We start from the raw sequence: 17,286 nt of genomic DNA on the forward strand, positions 1-17,286 counted from the left end.
GGGTGCACATCATCACCTTCTCCTTCGAGTGCGGCGGCTTCGACAACCGCTTGATGCGCGGCGGGCTGTCCCCGCTCGTGTGGAACCTCTCCCGCGAGTACGCCGCACGCGGCCACCGCGTCTCGCTGGTCACCCCCGCGCACGGCCACCTTGAGGCGCTGCGGGAGCGGTTCGACGTACGGGAACTCGACTACCGCGACGAGCACACGGTGCCGCTGGTGCTCGACCCCAAGGTGTGGCCGGACCAGCCGCCCGAGACCGGCCTGTCCCTCGACACCCGCGCCCACCTGCTGCGTCTGGACGGCGTGGACGTGTACCTGCTGTCCGACGCCTTCCTGGACCTGCTGCCGGACCGGCTCTACCCGCCCCCGGCGTTCGAGGGCCGGGACCTGGCGTACGCCAAGCCGCTGGTCTTCCAGGTCGGCGGTCTGCGGTTCATCCGGCGGTACCTGGCGGACGGCCCGGCGATCGTGCACGGCTTCGAGCCCTACTACCACTACCTGCTGCCCGCGGTCCTCGCCGACGACGACCGGTACCGGACGGTGAGCACCGTCGCCGCGAACTCCCCCGTCACGCAGAAGGTGTACCGGCCGCAGGTGGAACGGCTGCTGGAGCTGTTCGGGGTGCGCGGCCCGGACCTCGACGCGCTCGACGGGCCGCCGCCCGCCGAGGACTCCCCCGCGGCCGCCATGGCCCGGGCCCTGGCGGGCACCCGGACGCACGTCGAGTACGGCCCGGACCACGTGGGCGTGTTCCCGCTGGTCGTCGCGGACGCGGACCTGATCGACTTCGTGTCCCCCGGGCAGCGCGACCACTACGTCACCTGGGAGGACACACCGTTCGAAGCGCTCTTCCGGTCGCTGCCGGTGGCCCGGCGGCTGCGCGAGCAGCCGGACCGGCTGCTGGCCGGCGGCTGCGGCATCGCGGACAGCTGGCTGGCGCGCGACCCGGAGGCGGTGGACCGGGCCGCGGTGCGCCGGTCGCTCGGCCTGACGGTGTCCGGCCCGGTCTTCTACCACGCCGCCCGCTACGCGGTTCACCACAAGGGACAGCTGGAGCTGATGCGGGCCGTGGAGGAGGTGCTGACCGGCGATCCGGAGGTCGGTTTCGTGATCCGCTGCTCGACCGGGGGCGGCGGTGACGCCCCGGCGCCGGTGGCGAACGCCGCGTTCCAGCGACTCGCCGACCGGTATCCGGGGCGGCTGCACCTGGACTGGCGGCTCGCCGACGAGGACACCCTGTTCGCGCAGGCGGCGAGCGCCGACTTCTGCGTCTTCCCCTCCAAGTTCGAACTGGACGGCTTCCTCATAGCCCAGGCCGAGGCCATGGCCTGCGGCGCGGTGCCCATCGCCACCGCCCAGCGGGTGACGTCCCACTTCGGGCACCAGCGGTCCCTCGACGACCCGGCCGCGACCGGGTTCTCGGTGCCCGGTTCCTTCCGGGACGACGACCCCGGCCTGGCCCGCGCCCTCGCGGAGCGAATACGCGAGGCCGTGACGGTCTTCCGTACGGCGCCCGATACCTACGCCCGGCTGTCGGGCAACGCGCGCCGCCTGGGCCGTTCGTTCACCTGGGTCCGCAGCGCGGACCTGCGTCTGGCGGCCTACGAGTGGCTGTCGCGCGGTGAGCGTGCTCAGCCCCCGGTCGGCGAACTGGTGGAGCGGGGCTGGCTGGACGCGCTGCCCTCCGCCGCCCTTGCCGGGCACCGCGACCTGATCGTGCGCGCGGCGACGGAGCGCGGTGACGCCCTCGCGCTCGCCCGCGCGCTCGGGTGCGGCGTCGACGAGCTCGGACCGGACACCTGGGAAGAGCTGTTCGCGTCGGCGCACGGCAGGGGGGACTTCGCCCGCTGCGCCGAACTGGCCCGGTGGGCGGGCCGGCCGGACCTGCACGCCCGTCTGGCGGACCGGTTCCGACTCGCCGGCGATCCGGACGGCACCTGGCACGTGCGGTACGCGCATCCCGGCGCGGACCGGGTCGAATTGGTGGTCCCCGAGGGCTCACCGGCGCCGCTCCCCTCGCTGGAGTCGGCCTCCGAGGCCCTCGCCTCCGACGAGCCGGCTCCCGCACCCGGCGGCGCCGTCCTCCGGGCGCTCGCCCCCGACGGTGACGGCGTGTTCACGGGGACGCTGGACGGGCCGCCCGTCGGGAGCCATGCGGTGGCCATGGTGACCCTGCGCTCCGGCCGGGTCGTCTGGGACACCGTGCCGGCCCGCGCACCCGCGTTCCGGTTGGTGGCGACCGACCTGGACGGCACGCTGCTGCGCAGCGACCTGACGGTGTCCGCGCGCACCCGCCGGGCGCTGGAACGGGTCGCCGCGGCCGGCGCCCACCACCTGGTGGTCACCGGCCGCCCGGCGGTGGCCTGCAGACACCTGCTGAACGCCCTCGGCTACCGGGGCCTGGCCGTGTGCGGCCAGGGCGCGCAACTGTACGACGCCGGCGCCGACCGCCTGCTCGCCTCGCGGTCACTGGACCGCGACCTGGCCCGCGACGTCGTCGAGAAGGTCGAGGCGGAACTGGGCCGGGTCGAGCTCGGCATCGTCACCTCGCCGCCGGAGAGCCGGTTCAAGGTCACGCCGGGCTTCGGGGAGCGGGTCCGTCACGGCTGGGACGTGACCACCGACCGGGACCTACTGTGGGCGGTGCCCATCGACAAGCTGATCCTGCATCACCCGGACGTCGACGAGGACCGGCTGGCCGCCGTCACCCGGCGGCTGACGGGTGGCGAGGTGACCGTCGTGCACTCGGTCAAGGGCATGGTGGAGGTGCTGCCCGCGGGCACCGACAAGGGCACGGGCGTCGCCCGGGCCGCCGAACTGCTGGGCTTCACCGGCGCCGACACCGTCGCCTTCGGAGACATGCCGAACGACATCCCGCTGCTGGCCTGGGCCGCGCACGGCGTGGCGGTCGCCAATGCCCACCACGATCTGCGGGCCGTGGCCGACGAGATCGCCCCCGGCAACGACGAGGACGGGGTCGCCTCCGTCCTCGAACGGCTCTTCGCGCCGGTGGAGGTCCGTCCATGACCGACCGCCCCGTACCCGACGCCTCGCTGCGGGAGCTGGCCCGCGCGCACGGCGTGAGCACCGAGTACGCCACCGACCGCGGCGACCGCGTCACTGTCGCCGCGGACACCCTGGTCGCGGTCCTGGCCTCGTGCGGCGTGGACGCGAGCACCCCGGACGCCGCCCGGCGGGCCCTCGCCGCCCGGCGCGCGGCGGACACGGACAGGCTGCTCCCGCCCTGTGTGGTCGTCCGTGCCGGATCCGCCGTACGACTGCGGCTGCCGCCGGGCGCCGAGGCCCGCGTGGCCCTGGAGGGCGGCGGCGAGAGCGGTCTCGACGCACCGTTGCCGCCCGGCGCGCACGTCCTGCACGCCGTCGTCGGCGGGCGGCGGGCGTCCGCCCCGCTGCTGTCGGTGCCCGAGCGCGTCCCGGTGCCCGAGCGGCGCAGCTGGGGCTTTCTGATCCAGCTGTACTCGGTGCTCTCCCGCAGGTCCTGGGGCATGGGCGACCTGGCCGACCTCGGGGAGCTGGCCTCCTGGTCCGGCCGCGCGCTGGGCGCCGGCTTCGTCCAGCTGGGACCGCTGCACGCGGTGGAGCCGGGGCCGCTGCCCGATCCGTCACCGTACCGGCCGAGCTCGCGGCGGTTCGCGGACCCGATGCACGTCCGGGTGGAGGAGGTGCCGGAGTACCGGTACCTGGAAGGGGAGGCCCGTCGCGCGGTGGACTCCTGCGTCGCCCGGGCCCGGGCCCTCAACGAGCGCGTGCTGAGCGGCGCCGCGCTGATCGACCGGGAGACGGTGCGCGCCCTCAAGCACGAGGCGCTGCGCCGGGTGTACGAGGTGCCGCCGGCGCCGGGCCGCCGTGCTGCTCTGGAGGCTTACGTCGCCCGTGAGGGCCGGGACCTGACGGACTTCGCCACCTGGTGCGCGCTGGCCGAGGTGCACGGCGGCGCCTGGCGGTCCTGGCCCGACGGGCTGCGCGACCCCCGGTCGCCTCGGGTGGCCGAGGCGCGCCGGGAACTGGCGGAGGCCGTCGCGTTCCACCGCTGGCTGGCGTGGGTCACCGACGAACAGCTCGCCGGCGCCCAGCGCGCGGCGAAGGACGCCGGCATGGACATCGGCCTGGTGCACGACCTCGCGGTGGGCGTCGCCCCCGAGGGCGCCGACGCCTGGACGCTCCAGCACTGCCTGGCCGGCGGGATGAGCGTCGGGGCTCCCCCGGACGACTTCAATCCGCTCGGTCAGGACTGGGGCCAGCCGCCCTGGCGGCCCGACGCGCTCGCCGCCGAGGGGTACCGGCCGCTGGCCGGGCTGCTGCGGGCCGGCATGCGGCACGCGGGGGCCCTGCGGGTCGACCACGTCATGGGCCTGTTCCGGCTGTGGTGGGTGCCCGAGGGCCGGCCCCCGTCCGAGGGGACCTACGTGCGCTACGACGCCGAGGCCATGCTCGGCGTTCTGCTCCTGGAGGCGCACCGGGCCGAAGCGGCGGTGATCGGCGAGGACCTGGGCACGGTGGAGCGCGGTGTCCGCGAGGAGCTGGCCGCGCGCGGTGTGCTCGGCACCTCGGTGCAGCGCTTCGAGTACCTGGGCGGGTCGGAGGGACGGCACGGTCCGCTGCCGCCGCGGCAGTGGCGCACCGACTGCCTGGCCACGCTCACCACGCACGACCTGCCGACGACCGCGGCGTGGCTGAGCGGCGAACACGTCGACCTGCGGGCCCGGCTGGGCCTGCTGACCCGCCCGGAACCGGAGGAGAAGGCGCAGGCGGCGGCCGAACGGGACGGCTGGCTGGCGGAGCTGCGCCGGCTGGACCTGCTGCCCGACGCCGACGGCGAGGTCGTTGCCCTGCACCGCTTCCTGACCCGCACGCCGTCGACCCTGCTCGGGGTCTGGCTGCCGGACGCCACCGGGGACCTCAGACCCCAGAACCTTCCCGGCACCGCCGAGGTGCACCCCAACTGGAGGCTGCCGGTGGCGGACCGGCGCGGCCGGCCGGTTCCGCTGGAGGACCTGCCCGGCCATCCCCACCTACAGGCCGTCACCCGCGTGTTCAGCGACGGCGAACCGCACGGAACGAGGACCGAGGAGAGAGATGTCAGGCCAGGCCCTTGCTCAGCTTGAGGGAGTCCGTGAGGACTCCGGAGGCTTCGACCTGCTGGCGCCGGACGGTACGCACTACCGCGTGGACGTCACCGACGGAGTGTTCGACCCCCGCAACCCGCTCCTCGCCGGCTATGTGGCGGGACGCCGGGTGGTGGCCTTCGTCGGCCCCACGGTGGACCGCATCTACGGCGACCGGCTGCGCGCCTATCTCGACGCGCGCCTGGAGCCGGGCAGTTGGAGCGTGCACACCATCGAAAGCGGTGAACGGAACAAGACGCTCGCGTCGGTGGAACGGGTGTGCGCCGTCGCCAAGGCGGCCGGCCTGGACCGCCACGGGGTGATGCTCGCCGTGGGCGGCGGGATCGTCGCGGACATCGTGGGCTTCGCGGCCTCGATGTACGCGCGCGGCATCCGCTACATCAAGGTCAACACCACCCTGGTGGGGCAGGTGGACGTGGGCGTGGGCGTCAAGACCGGCGTCAACGCGCTGAACACGAAGAACATGTTCGGCGCGTACCACCCCGCACACGCCTCGCTCAACGACCCCGCCCTGCTGGCCACCCTGCCCGCCCGGGAGATCCGCTGCGGCCTGGCGGAGATCGTGAAGATGGCCGTGATCCTGGACGCCGACCTCTTCGCGGCACTGGAGGCGCACCCGGACGCCTTCCTGCGCTCCTCCGGGGGCGCGCTGGAGACGTACGTGGTGCGCACCTCCATGCGGCTGATGATGGAGGAGCTGTGCCCCAACCTGCGCGAGCACGACCTCGCCCGGCTCGTCGACTTCGGGCACACCTTCAGCCCGGTGATCGAGACGGCCGGCGGCCACCGCCTGGAACACGGCGAGGCGGTCGCCGTGGACATGGCCCTGTCGGCGCACCTGGCCCGGCTGCTGGGGCTCGTCGACGCGGAGAGCTGCGAGCGCGTGGTGACGCTTCTGCGGCGCATCGGCCTTCCGGTGTTCGACCCGGCCACCTGCACCCCGGAGCTGATGACGCAGGCCCTGCACGCGTCCTGGCAGCGGCGGGGACGCGAGCTGCACCTCGTGGTGCCGACCGGCATCGGCAAGGCGGACTTCGTGGAGCGGCTGGAGGACGTGCCCGCCGACGTGCTGCGGGCCGCCCTGGACGCGCTGGCGCGGGACGGGCGCGCGTCGTGACCGCCCCCGACGTGGTGAGCCTCGACACGCTTCTGCGGGGCAAGGAGCACGACCACGGCGGGCTGGGCACGATCCTCGCCCACCGCCTGTTCTCCCGCGCCGAGGGGGGTCCCGGAGCGGAGTTCATCGACATCGCCGTGCTGCCGCCGGGCACCTCCATAGGACGCCACCGGCACGGCCGTGACCGTGAGACGTACGTCGTGCTCAGCGGCAGCGGCCTGATGTACCGGGACGGCACCGAGTTCCGCGTCGGCACCGGGGACGTCGTCGTCAACCGTCCGTACGGCGAGCACGGCCTCGTCAACGACTCGGCCGCCGACCTGTGGCTGCTGGTCTTCGAGGAGGAGCTTCGTGACCGTCCCGCAGTCTGACCGCCTCACCGCCGTCACCGCGGCGGGCGGCGCCCCGGCGGGCGACCCGGCCGGCCCCGGGCACCGCGCGGTCCCCGCAGGTTCCGACGACGTCTTCACCGTGCTCGACGTGGGGGGTACGACGCTGCGGACGGGACGCTACGACCCGGCCACCGCGTCCGTCACCCGGGTGCGCCGGGTGCCGGTCGAGGGCATGGCCCGTCATCCGCGCGACTCCGTGGCCGGGCTGCAGCACCGCGTCGTGGACCAGATCGTCCACGAGGTGGCCCGGCACACCGCGGGCACGGCCCCGCGCGCCGTCGGCGTGGCCTTCGCCGGGCCGATCTCGGCCGGCGGTCTCGTCCTCGCCGCGCCCACGGTGTGGGGGCGGCGAGGTGACCCGCTGCCCCTGGGGCAGCTCCTGACGGAGCGGATCGGCGTGCCGGTCGTGGTCGTCAACGACCTGACCGCCGCCGCCTGGCGCTACGCGGCGACGGAGACCGAGCCGTTCTGCCTGATCACCGTCAGTTCCGGCATCGGCAACAAGGTCTTCCGGGGCGGCGAGGTACTGCTCGACGCGGACGGCCACGGCGGCGAACTCGGCCACTGGGTCTGCGACCCCTCCCCCGGGGCGCCGCTGTGCGACTGCGGCGGGCGCGGCCACCTCGGTGCCATCGCCTCCGGGCGGGGCGTGCTCGCCACGGTCCGCCGGGCGGCGGAGGCCGACCCGGCCGGCTTCGCCCGGTCCCGGCTGGCCGCGCGCTGCGCCGGCCGCGCGTCCCGCGTCGACAACCCGGCGATCGCGGCCGCGGTACGGGAGGGCGACGCGTTCACCACGCAGGTGGTGCGCAGCACCGTCACCCACCTCGCGCAGGCGATAGGGGCCGTCTTCACGTCCATCGGTGTGTGCCGGTACGTCGTGATGGGCGGCTTCGCCCTGGCGGTCGGCGAACGCTACCGGGACCTGCTGGTCGGCGAGTTGGTGAGGCTGGGTTGCTTCGGCCTCGACGCGGACGCGGTCGACGCCATGGTGTCGCTCGGCGAACCGGACGACGACCACGGTCTGATCGGCGTCGGCAGGCTGCTGGCCGACCGGCTGTCCCGGGCGGGCACGCGATGAGCGCCGGGGGCACGCTCGTCGTCGGCAGCGGCTTCGTCGGCATGGGCATCGCGCTTCGGCTGGCCACGGCGGGCGAATCCGTCACCGTCACCTCCCGCAACCGCCCGGGACGCCTCCCGGACACGCGAGGGGTCCGGTGGCACGCCCTGGACGCCACCGACCCCGAGGCGTGCGGCCGGCTCGTGGCCCGGCTGGGGCCGCGGCGCGTCGTCCTCGTGCACGGCCCGTCCGACGTCACCTGGTGCGAGGCGCACCCGTCCCGGGCCGTCTCGGCGCACACCGCCGCGGCCGCCAACCTCGCCGCGCTCGCCGGGGACGCGAGACTGCTGATGATCTCCACCGACAACGTCTTCGACGGCTCCCGCCCCGACAACACCGAGGACACCCCGGTCTCCCCGGCCAACGCCTACGGCCGCGCGAAACTGCGCGCGGAACACACCGTGCTCGAATCGGCCGCGGACGCCGTGGTGCTGCGGGTCAGCCTGGTCTACGGCCACGAGCCGGCGGACGCGGGCAAGTGGCTCAACTTCTTCGCCGCGTGCGCCCACCGGCTGCTGCGCGGCGAACCGGTCACGGTGCCGGAGGACCAGTGGACGACACCGGTACTGGTCGACGACGTCGCGGAGGTGACGGCGGCCGTGCTGGCCGCCGAGGCACCACTCCCGCCGGTCCTCCACCTGGGCGGACCGGACCGCGTGAGCCGCGCCGCGTGGGCCTCGGTCATCGCGCAGACCCTGGGGGCACCGCCGCACCTGGTCGTACCGGTACCAAGGGCGGCCACCCGCTACGCCTCCCGCCCGGAGAACGCGTGCCTGACCAGCTCCCTGCTCACCCGGCTGCCGGCCACCGCGCCGATCACCGTCCGCGGCGTGCGGGAGGGCGCCTCGGAGCTGGCCGGGGCGTTCACGGACACGCGCTGAGGGCGCCGCCGGACCGGAATACACGGGCTGCCGAGGCGACGCGTCAGTGGTCCGTGTCCTCCCTCCCGCCGCGGGAAGCGTGTTCGCGGGCCGAGCGCCAGTGGGAGCGGGTTTGTTCGACCAGGCTTTCCCACTGGCGGCGGACCTCGTGGTCGGTGGGGCGTTGGCCGTGGCGGATGCGGGTGAGTTCGTCTGTCGTCTCGCGGCCCAGCGCGGCCGACGCGACGAGTACGAACGTGGCGGCGAAGAGGGCCGAGAGCATGGCGAAGACGGCACCGACCACGCCGTAGCGGGACGCGTAGGTGTTGAAGAGCCGGGGCATGTAGAAGGCCGCGCCCCAGGAGTAGACGGTTGTGAGGACCGCGGCGGTGACTCCGAAGGGGATCAGTTCGGGCCAGGCGATCCGCCGGGCGGAGAGGATCCAGCCGCTCCAGACCAGGAAGACCACGGTCACCGGTGCCGAGCAGAGCGCCGACAACAGGCCGATTCCGCGTCCGCCGAGCAGCGCGGAGATCCACCCGGTGACCAGTGTGTAGGCGCCGAGTGTGAGGATCCACCACAGGCCGTTGCGTGAGTTGCGCACGCTGAGGGGCTTCAGTTCCCATGCCTGTTCGAAGAGCCGCTGGAAGGCGCGCGCGAAGCTCAGCACGGAGACGGTCAGGAACAGGACGCCGAAGACGCCGGCGCTCGGGTCCGTGTCCTCGGCCGGGGAGAAGAGCGAGTCCACTGCCTCGGCACCGGCTCCGGTGAGACCGTAGCGCCGGATGACGCGTTCGGCGACGTCGTAGTCGACGACGTTGCTCAGTACGACGCCGAGCAGGATGCCGAGCGGGATCAGCGCGGTGAGGGCGCTGGATGCCAGGGCCATCGAGCGGTCGAAGCCGACGATCTTCTGGAACCGGTTGACGACGCGCAACGCGAAGGCGGGACGCAGCCAGAACGTCAGCGTTCTGGCGAGGCGCTCGCGGTTGATCCTTGCCGTCCTGCCCTCCGTGGGGATGAATCGCAATATTTCGGACGGCGTGAGCCTAACCGGCCGTCAGGGGCCGACGCGGGTATCACACGCCTGGCTTTCGCCGGGAGGCGCAAACAGCAGCGCGGTGCCGCCCGGGCTCTTCCGCCGGGCGGCACTGCGCGAGGCACGGTGTTCCTAGGTCGTGTCCGCAATGTCACGGCAGCCAGAGTCGCAGGCACGCGATGGTGACCAGGGCTTGGTAGTGACGGGCGCGTTTGTCGTAGCGGGTCGCCAGGGCTTTGTTGTGCTTCAGCTTGTTGAAGCAGCGCTCGACGGTGTTGCGGCGCCGGTAGGCGGCCCGGTCAAGCCGGCATCTGCTCTCTCCGCGTCGGATGCGGCCGTTGATCTGGTCGATCCGCTCCGGAATGGCGGCTTTGATGCCGCGCCTGCGCAGGTAGGAGCGGATCTTCGTGGACGAATACCCCTTGTCCGCGACGACCAGGGTGGGTCGGGTGCGAGGACGGCCGGGCCCGCACCGCCCGATGCGGATGCGGGCCATCACCGCTTCGAACTGGGTGCAGTCGTTGACGTTCCCGGCGGTCAGGGTGAAGGCCAGTGGCCTGCCCTCGCCGTCGCAGGCGAGGTGGATCTTCGTGGTCAGCCCGCCGCGGGACCGGCCGATCGCCTCACCCGGCCAGAGCCCCCTTTTCGCGCCCCGGCCGCGTGCTGGTGAGCCCGCACGGTCGTGGAGTCGACACACACGACCGTCCAGTCAACGGCACCGACGGCATCCGAGTGCTGCTGGACGTGGGCCGGCAGCCGGTCCCAGGTGCCGTCGGCCGACCAGCGGCGGAAGCGTTCGTAGACCGTCTTCCACGGCCCGTAACGCTCGGGCAGGTCCCGCCAGGCCGCCCCCGTGGACAGCTTCCACAGGATGCCGTTGAGGACCTGCCGCCGGTCGCGGGCCGGGCGGCCCATCCGCGACGGAGCCAGCAACGGCTCAATGACCGCCCATGCCTGATCAGTCAGCTCGTGACGACGCACCACGAACAGACCAACGCGCCAACCACTTTGCGGACACGACCTAGGGCTTGACGTCTTCCTGGCGGGCGACGCACAGGGCCCAGATGATGAACGCGGACATCGCGATCATGATGACGGACCAGACCGGGTAGTACGGCAGGGACAGGAAGTTGGCGATGACGACCAGCCCGGCGATGGTCACACCGGCCACGCGCGCCCACGTCGCCCCCTGGAACAGCCCGAAGCCCACGATCACCGCGACCACGCCGAGGGCGAGGTGGATCCAGCCCCAACCGGTGAGGTCGAACTCGAAGACGTAGTTGCGAGTCGTGACGAAGATGTCGTCCTCGGCTATCGCCGCGATGCCGCGGAAGATGTCGAGTATGCCCACGAGTGTCAGCATGACGGCGGCGAAGATCATCAGGCCCGCGGCCCATTCGTACTTCGCCGATTGTGCCCGTGGTACGTGGGTGGCAGCCATCTTTTGCCTCGTTTCCTTGTCCGTGCTCGGTTGATCTGTGCTCGGTCGGCCGTGCTCAGTGCGGGGACGGTGCGTCGGCGGTGCCGGGAGTGGCCGTCGGGCCGACGCCGCTCAGGACGAGTTCCTTGGCACGGCGGAACTCGTCGTCCGTGATGTCTCCGCGTGCCCGCATGTCCGACAGCTTGGCCAGTTCGTCGGCGCTGCTCGCCCGGCCGCCCTCGCCCGCCGTCTTCTTGATGTAGTCGTCGAACGCCGCCTGCTGTGCGCGGGCGTGGCCGATCTCCCTGCCGCCCATGCCCTTGCCGCGGACGATCAGGTAGACGAAGACGCCGAGGAACGGCAGCACGATGACGAACACCAGCCACCCGGTCTTGCCCCAGCCGCTGAGACCGTCGTCGCGGAAGATGTCGCCGATGATCCGGAAGAGCAGGATGAACCACATGATCCACAGGAAGAACCAGAGCATGGTCCAGAACATGCTCAGCAGCGGATAGTCGTAGGCGAGGTAGATCTCGTCACGCATCTGTCTCCTCCGTTCCGGGCGGGTGCCCGACCGCTGTTCCCGGCTGTTCTCAGCGTGCGCACGCCATGGACGGCCGGCCTCACCCGGGGCGGGTGAAGTCGCCCCGTACCGGGTCAGTCGGGCAGCTGCCGCAGCTCGACCACTCGGAGCCCCAGCGACTGGAAGCGGGCCAGCAGCCCGTACAGGTGCGCCTCGTCGACCACGGGCCCGTACAGCAGCGTCTGCTCGGAGACCAGGACGTGATCCAGCTCCGGAAACACCTTGGCCAGCATCTCCGACACATGTCCCTCGACGCGGATCTCGTAACGCATGTGCTGCTCTCCCGCCGCCGACAGCCGATGTTCACCCCAGTCCGTTCACCGTCTCGTCCGCCGGGGGGCTCCGGCCTCACCCCGTACAGGTGACCTGTCGGTCCGGTCCTGTCCGTCAGTGTTTGAGGAAGATCTTGAAAGACATGATCAGCACGCCGATGACCAGGTTGACCACGGCGCTGAGGGCCGTCTGACGCCGTGACGCCCCGGCCCGCCGCGCCGCCGCCACCGACCAGCCCACCTGCCCGGCCACGGCCACCGCCACGGCGAGCCACAGGGCTCCCTTGATGTCGAGCCCCAGCAGCGGGCTGACGGCCACGGCGACGGCCGGCGGGACGGCCGCCTTGACGATCGGCCACTCGTCACGGCACACATGCAGGACAGTGCGCCGGTCCAGGGCCTGCTGCGCCAGGCGGGCGCCGAACAGCTGGGCGTGGACGTGCGCCAGCCAGAAGGCCACACCGCTGAGGAGCAGCAGCGTGACCACGTACAGGCGAGGGAAGTCGCCCAACGTGCCGACACCGATCACCACGGTGGTGGCGAGCATGGAGCCGTAGACGCCGCCGGTGTAGTCGGCGTGGGCTCGGCGTTCCCGCCGGTGCTCCAGCGCGGCTGCTCGGTCGTGTCTCGGCATGACGGCCCCGGCCTCTCCGTAAGGCACCTCGGGCGGCGGTCGGGGGACCGCCGCCGTGGCCATCACACTCGTACGGAGCGCGTGACGCCTCACCCCTGCCGGGGGAACTGCCGCGGGAACTGTCGGGGGAACTGCCGCGGGAACTGCCGGGGGAAGCGCACGGTCACAGCAGCCCCAGTTCACGTGCCCGCTGCACCGCGTCGTGCCTGCGGTTCACCGCCAGCTTCCGGTAGGCGCTCTTGATGTGGGTCTTCACCGTGTTGACCGACACGAACAGATCGGCGGCGATCTGCTCGGTCGACATCATCTGGGCGAGCCGGATCAGCACATCGCGCTCCCGTCCGCTCAGCTGCTCCACCAGGACGGGCGCGGGTTCGGGTTCCGGGTCGTGTGTTTCGCCGCCCGGGAGGAGCCAGCCCGCCGCCAGCTGCCGCAGTGGTCCCGTCCGCAGGTACGGCTCGATCCACGGACCGGCTTCCTTGAACGGGAGGCGCAGTCTGTCGCGCCGGGCGGCCAGCAGGGCGTCGGCGAGGAGCCGGCGGACCGCGGCCGCGTCTGCTTCCATGTGCCTGGCCTCCGCCCTGACCAGCGTGGCGCGCACACGCACCGCGGGGCCGACGTGCCCTGCCGCGGCGATGGTGTCGAGCACTCCGACGGCCGTGAGCCGGTCGCCCGCCGCCAGGTGTGCCCGGGCCTGGCCCACGGCACACGCCGGATCGCCGTCGGCCAGTTCCCGCAGTACCGCCGCGGCCGTTTCGGGGCGGCCCTCGGCCAGGTGGGCGGCCGAGGCGATCAGTGCCGCCTGGCTCTCCGCCCAGGGCGAGCCGACGTCGGTCGCCACGGCCGCGTCGGCGGCGGCGACCGCGGCGCGTACCCTGCCCCGGGCGAGAAGGAGCCGGGCCACGGCGATGGACCGGCCCGCCGCGGTCACGGGGTCGAGCGTCGCCGGGTCCGGTGTCTGGTCGATGAGGTGCTGCGCGTGGCGCAGTTCGCACCGGTCGACGGCCACCGCGGCCGCGACCAGGCGCCCGAGACCGGCGCCGGAGATTTCGGGCAGGCCGGACCGGTCCGAGGTGGTCATCGCGGCGAAGGCGTGGCGCTCCGCCCTGCCCGGCCATCCGTCGAGGTAGTCGATCAGCGCGAGGTGGCCCAGGGACTCCTGACGCGCGACCGCCGTGGAGGCGTGGCCGCCGTCGCCGGCCACCGCCTTCAGCGTGGCCCGCGCCTCGTCGAAGTGCCCGGCCCACACACGTGTCGAGCCGACGTGGGTGAGCAGCAGGGCGGGGAGTTCCGGATGCTGGTCGAGCAGATGCGCCGGGATCTCGCCCTGCACCTCCCGGGCCGTGCGGGCGGCCTGCTCGGCGCGTCGGGGGGATCCGGACAGACGGGCGGCGAGGGCCTCGAGCAGGGCGCAGCTCAGCCGGGCCGCCGCGGGGGCGCGGTCGTCGCCGGCCGTGAGCTGTTGCTCGGCGTGGCGGAGGTGGGCCAGGCCGTGGTCGAGGTCGTGCCGGGCGAGGTCGCGGGCCGCCCGCACGAGCTCCGCGGCGGAGCTCGTCGTCCCGGGCTCCATTCCGGCGAACAGTTCGGTGAGGTCGTCGGAGCGCAGACCGGTGAACAACTGGCCGATCGCCAGGTCGTCGACCAGCGCGCGGGCGGTGAACTCCCAGTCCCCCGCCGCGGCACCGTGGGTGAGCATCTCCGCGAGCGCGCCGGACCGCCGCAGCCAGTGTGCGGCCCGCCGGTGCAGCTCCGGTTCCAGTCCGGGGCAGCGCTCCCGCAGATGCACGCGGAGGATCTCGCGGAACAGCGGGTGGAGCCGGTACCAGGCGTGCCCGAGGTCCTCGACGAAGGCGTTCTCGCGGTGCAGCCCGGCGAGGATGGGCGCGGCGTCGGTCCGTCCGGTGAGTGTGTTCGCCAGATCGGCGCAGAAGCGCTCCAGGACGCTGACGCGCAGCAGGAGATCCTGCGTCTGGGGCGTCTGCCGCCGGAGCACTTCGGCCAGCAGGAAGTCGGCGATGGTGCTGTGGCCCGCCTCGAACTCCTTCAGGTACACCTGCGGGTCCGGGCTCTGCCGCGCGGCCAGGGCGCACAGCCGCAGGCCGGCCGCCCATCCCCGGGTGCGGTCCACCAGCGCGCGTGCCGCGTCGCCGGTCAGATGCAGACCGTGGAGTTCCAGCAGCGCGCCGGCCTCCTCGGGGGTGAAGGCCAGTTCGGCGCCCCGGATCTCGGTCATCTCGCCGGCGGCTCGGTACCGGTGCAGCGGCAGCAGCGGCTCGGTGCGGGTGACCAGGACCAGGCGCATGCCCGGCCGCGCGTGGTGCAGTACGAACGCGAGCTGTTCCGAGATGTCGGCGCCTGCCCGGTCGTAGTCGTCGATCACCACGGTCACGGGTGTCCCGCCGCCGCTGAGCTGCGCGGCGAGCCGGACCAGCAGGGTGTCGTCCACCCGGCTGCCGTCGGCGGGGAATCCGATGCCGGCGGGCAGCCGCACCCCGCCGGCGCGCAGGGCCTGGAGCAGGTGGGCCCAGAACATGCCAGGTCCCTGGATCGCCGCGTCGAGGGTGAGCCAGGCGACCGGTTGCGCGAGTTCCGCGGCCCAGTCGGCGACCAGCAGGGTCTTGCCCGCGCCGGCGGCTCCGTTGACCATCACCAGCGGTGTCGCCGACGACCGGTCCAGGTGGTCGGCCAGCCGGGCGCGGCGCAGGAACGTGCCGGGCCTCGTCGGCAGGGCGAACCGCGTCCTGAGGAACGGGTCGCCCAGCGGATCGACGTACGGGAGGGCTGGATCGGGTGGTATTTCGTCGCTCGTCGCCACAACGTTTCACCGTCCGGGATTTCCCCCTACCACCACCATGGCAGCTTCACGGTCCGTCCGCGCGGCACGGAGCGGGCGGGCGGCGGGCGGGCCTTCACCGGTGGGTTTCCGCCGGTGGCGGATGGCGTTCGCCGTACAGGCGGCCGACGACCGCTCCGAGGTGGATGACCACGCCGACCGCCACCAGCCAGGAAAGGATGACGATGACGACGCCGATGGGGCCGTACTTCTGCTCGTTGACGACGATCGTCGAGGAGAAGAAGTGCGCGGAGAAGACGCCGAGGCCCGTCCAGCAGACGCCGGTGGCGACCGCGGCCGGGAACGAGGAGCGCCAGGGGACTGCCCCGCGCAGCAGCACGTACAGGCTCCACCACCAGAAGAGCGTCGCCACGGCGAAGCCGGACAGGATCGGCAGGAGCGCCCCGCCGGGCGCGCCGCCGAACGCTTTGCCCAGCAGCGTCTGCACCGCGCAGTAGGCGAGCAGGGAGGCCAGCCAGTAGAGCTGTGCCGTGAGGTCCCGCCAGGTCCGGCCGGAGACGTCGAACACCTCCTGGTACCAGCTCTGCAGCACGGCGGCGGTGGCCTCAGCTCCGAAGATCATCAGCAGGGCGCTGGTCACCGTGAACGTGCCCATGTTCTGCGCGGGTGAGAACAGGGACGTCACCGCCTGCGCGGCCTGCTCGTTCAGGCCCAGCCAGTGGGCGAGAACCTCGGCGGCGTCCTCGCCGGCCGCCGCGGTGACGACGATGAGGAAGGGAAAGAAGCACATCATGGCGAGGGCGGCCAGGGAGAACGAGTGGCCGATGAAGTCGAGCGCGCTGAGCCGTTCCCAGAGCCGGCCCGCCTGGTCCGCTCCGAGGCGCCGGATCACCGTCGAGCGCCTCGGCTCGGGAGCCGTCTCCCGTGCGAACCGGCGCCGCCGTTCCCGCCTCGGGACGCGGGGAGTGCTGCCGCTCTCTCTCATGCTTCGAAGTGAACCCGCTGCGCGCCGCGGTCGCAGCACGTGACATGCGGGGAGGCCCCCGCCGATCCGCTCCGTGTGCTTATATCCCGGCAAGCCGGGCACGCGGTGCGCTGGACGACCCCCGAGGGTGAGGACGGTGGCGCGATGACCGAGTACGAGCGTTCCCGCACGATGCCGGCGCAGCCGGAGCATGTGTTCGATCAGGCGGCCAATGTGGGGCAGCTGGACACCTGGTTGCCGGGCGAGTTGCATGTCGAGCCGGCGGGGCTGCCCGCCGTGACGGTCCACGAGGACCGCACCGACGAGGACACCTCCGCCCTGCTGCGGAGCAGGCCCGAGCAGATGCGGATCGAGTGGGGCACGCGCGACCAGGGCAGTTACGCGGGCTGGTTGCAGGTCGCGGGGATCGGGAGCGGCGCCAGCGAGGTGACGGTGCACCTGTCGTTCTTCGACGAGGGCCACGATCCCGGCGAGCAGGCGGTGGGTGAGGCCCTGGACAGCAGCCTGCGGCGGCTCGAGGAGCAGGTGCGGCTGCGGGTCGACAACACGGCGGGCTGAAGCATGGCCGCGCGGGCCCGGTCGTACGCCGTCGCCGCGTCGGGTGAGTGGACCGACGAGGAGGAGGGCCGCAGGCGGCTGCCCGCCGGGGAGGTGCACGCCTGGGAGCCGGGCCGGAACGAGACGGTCTGCGGGCTGTCCCTGAGCCGTTCCCGGCTGGCCCGGTTCTCGCACGTCGCCTGGCAGGACGTCTTCCCGGAGTCCGGGGGCGCGGCGGACGAGGTGCGGCGCGTCTGCCCGCGGTGTGCCGCGGGCGCCGGTCGCAGGGGGAGGGACGCGCGGCCTCGGTGGCGGCGTGTCGACCCTCGGCCGTGAGCAACGGGGCGGGCTCCGCCGGGGGCGGGGCGCATTACGTGTCCTCCGCCA

At 73.1% G+C, this 17,286-nt stretch carries 15 protein-coding genes and 1 pseudogene; 8 read left to right on the forward strand and 8 right to left on the reverse strand.

Annotated elements, in window-relative coordinates; translation table 11 throughout:
- Positions 1-2: 2 nt before the first annotated feature.
- The 6 genes from ACSU6L_RS04480 to ACSU6L_RS04505 are packed head-to-tail and all read left to right on the forward strand — an operon-like array spanning position 3 to position 8,656.
- On the forward strand, positions 3-3,029 hold the full coding sequence (locus ACSU6L_RS04480; RefSeq protein ID WP_437053745.1) for an HAD-IIB family hydrolase: 3,027 nt from the start codon (positions 3-5) through the stop codon (positions 3,027-3,029).
- The gene (gene malQ, locus ACSU6L_RS04485) at positions 3,026-5,128 is read left to right on the forward strand and encodes a 4-alpha-glucanotransferase (protein ID WP_437053747.1); all 2,103 of its coding nucleotides are present in this window, start codon (positions 3,026-3,028) and stop codon (positions 5,126-5,128) included. The genes ACSU6L_RS04480 and malQ overlap by 4 nt, the downstream gene beginning before the upstream one ends.
- Positions 5,100-6,266, forward strand: a complete 1,167-nt coding sequence (locus tag ACSU6L_RS04490) for a sedoheptulose 7-phosphate cyclase (protein WP_437053749.1) — start codon at positions 5,100-5,102, stop codon at positions 6,264-6,266. Before malQ ends, ACSU6L_RS04490 begins: the two co-directional genes overlap by 29 nt.
- Positions 6,263-6,637 (forward strand): cupin domain-containing protein, encoded by a 375-nt coding sequence (locus ACSU6L_RS04495; RefSeq protein WP_437053751.1) that lies wholly within the window; start codon positions 6,263-6,265, stop codon positions 6,635-6,637. Before ACSU6L_RS04490 ends, ACSU6L_RS04495 begins: the two co-directional genes overlap by 4 nt.
- Complete coding sequence (locus ACSU6L_RS04500) at positions 6,618-7,736, forward strand: ROK family protein (RefSeq protein WP_437053753.1); 1,119 nt, start codon at positions 6,618-6,620, stop codon at positions 7,734-7,736. The genes ACSU6L_RS04495 and ACSU6L_RS04500 overlap by 20 nt, the downstream gene beginning before the upstream one ends.
- Entirely contained in the window at positions 7,733-8,656 is a 924-nt protein-coding gene (locus tag ACSU6L_RS04505) for an SDR family oxidoreductase (protein WP_437053755.1), read from the forward strand. Before ACSU6L_RS04500 ends, ACSU6L_RS04505 begins: the two co-directional genes overlap by 4 nt.
- A 43-nt stretch (positions 8,657-8,699) precedes the next feature.
- On the opposite strand, the gene ACSU6L_RS04510 is transcribed toward ACSU6L_RS04505, so the two are convergent.
- The 8 genes and pseudogenes from ACSU6L_RS04510 to ACSU6L_RS04545 all read right to left on the reverse strand — a co-directional run bounded on the left by ACSU6L_RS04510 (position 8,700) and on the right by ACSU6L_RS04545 (position 16,362).
- On the reverse strand, positions 8,700-9,665 hold the full coding sequence (locus ACSU6L_RS04510) for a YhjD/YihY/BrkB family envelope integrity protein (protein ID WP_437053757.1): 966 nt from the start codon (positions 9,663-9,665) through the stop codon (positions 8,700-8,702).
- A gap of 160 nt (positions 9,666-9,825) precedes the next feature.
- Positions 9,826-10,655: pseudogene (locus ACSU6L_RS04515) on the reverse strand (IS5 family transposase).
- A 40-nt stretch (positions 10,656-10,695) separates the two neighbouring features.
- The gene (locus tag ACSU6L_RS04520) at positions 10,696-11,115 is read right to left on the reverse strand and encodes a DUF7144 family membrane protein (RefSeq protein WP_437053759.1); all 420 of its coding nucleotides are present in this window, start codon (positions 11,113-11,115) and stop codon (positions 10,696-10,698) included.
- 55 nt (positions 11,116-11,170) lie between these two features.
- Positions 11,171-11,638, reverse strand: a complete 468-nt coding sequence (locus ACSU6L_RS04525) for an SHOCT domain-containing protein (protein ID WP_437053761.1) — start codon at positions 11,636-11,638, stop codon at positions 11,171-11,173.
- A gap of 113 nt (positions 11,639-11,751) precedes the next feature.
- Entirely contained in the window at positions 11,752-11,949 is a 198-nt protein-coding gene (locus ACSU6L_RS04530; protein ID WP_437053763.1) for a hypothetical protein, read from the reverse strand.
- A 115-nt stretch (positions 11,950-12,064) separates the two neighbouring features.
- Positions 12,065-12,583 (reverse strand): hypothetical protein, encoded by a 519-nt coding sequence (locus ACSU6L_RS04535; protein WP_437053765.1) that lies wholly within the window; start codon positions 12,581-12,583, stop codon positions 12,065-12,067.
- Positions 12,584-12,746: 163 nt separating this feature from the next.
- On the reverse strand, positions 12,747-15,398 hold the full coding sequence (locus ACSU6L_RS04540; protein WP_437053767.1) for a LuxR C-terminal-related transcriptional regulator: 2,652 nt from the start codon (positions 15,396-15,398) through the stop codon (positions 12,747-12,749).
- Between the two features lie 94 nt (positions 15,399-15,492).
- Positions 15,493-16,362: a YhjD/YihY/BrkB family envelope integrity protein gene (locus ACSU6L_RS04545; RefSeq protein WP_437053769.1), complete on the reverse strand. Its 870-nt coding sequence runs from the start codon at positions 16,360-16,362 to the stop codon at positions 15,493-15,495.
- Between the two features lie 144 nt (positions 16,363-16,506).
- On the opposite strand from ACSU6L_RS04545, the gene ACSU6L_RS04550 reads away from it, so the two are divergent.
- Positions 16,507-16,920: an SRPBCC family protein gene (locus tag ACSU6L_RS04550; RefSeq protein WP_073944423.1), complete on the forward strand. Its 414-nt coding sequence runs from the start codon at positions 16,507-16,509 to the stop codon at positions 16,918-16,920.
- A 3-nt stretch (positions 16,921-16,923) separates the two neighbouring features.
- Complete coding sequence (locus ACSU6L_RS04555; protein WP_073944422.1) at positions 16,924-17,235, forward strand: hypothetical protein; 312 nt, start codon at positions 16,924-16,926, stop codon at positions 17,233-17,235.
- Positions 17,236-17,286 lie beyond the last annotated feature (51 nt).

The organism is Streptomyces sp. enrichment culture, assembly GCF_964272855.1.
In the GTDB taxonomy this organism is placed as follows: domain Bacteria; phylum Actinomycetota; class Actinomycetes; order Streptomycetales; family Streptomycetaceae; genus Streptomyces.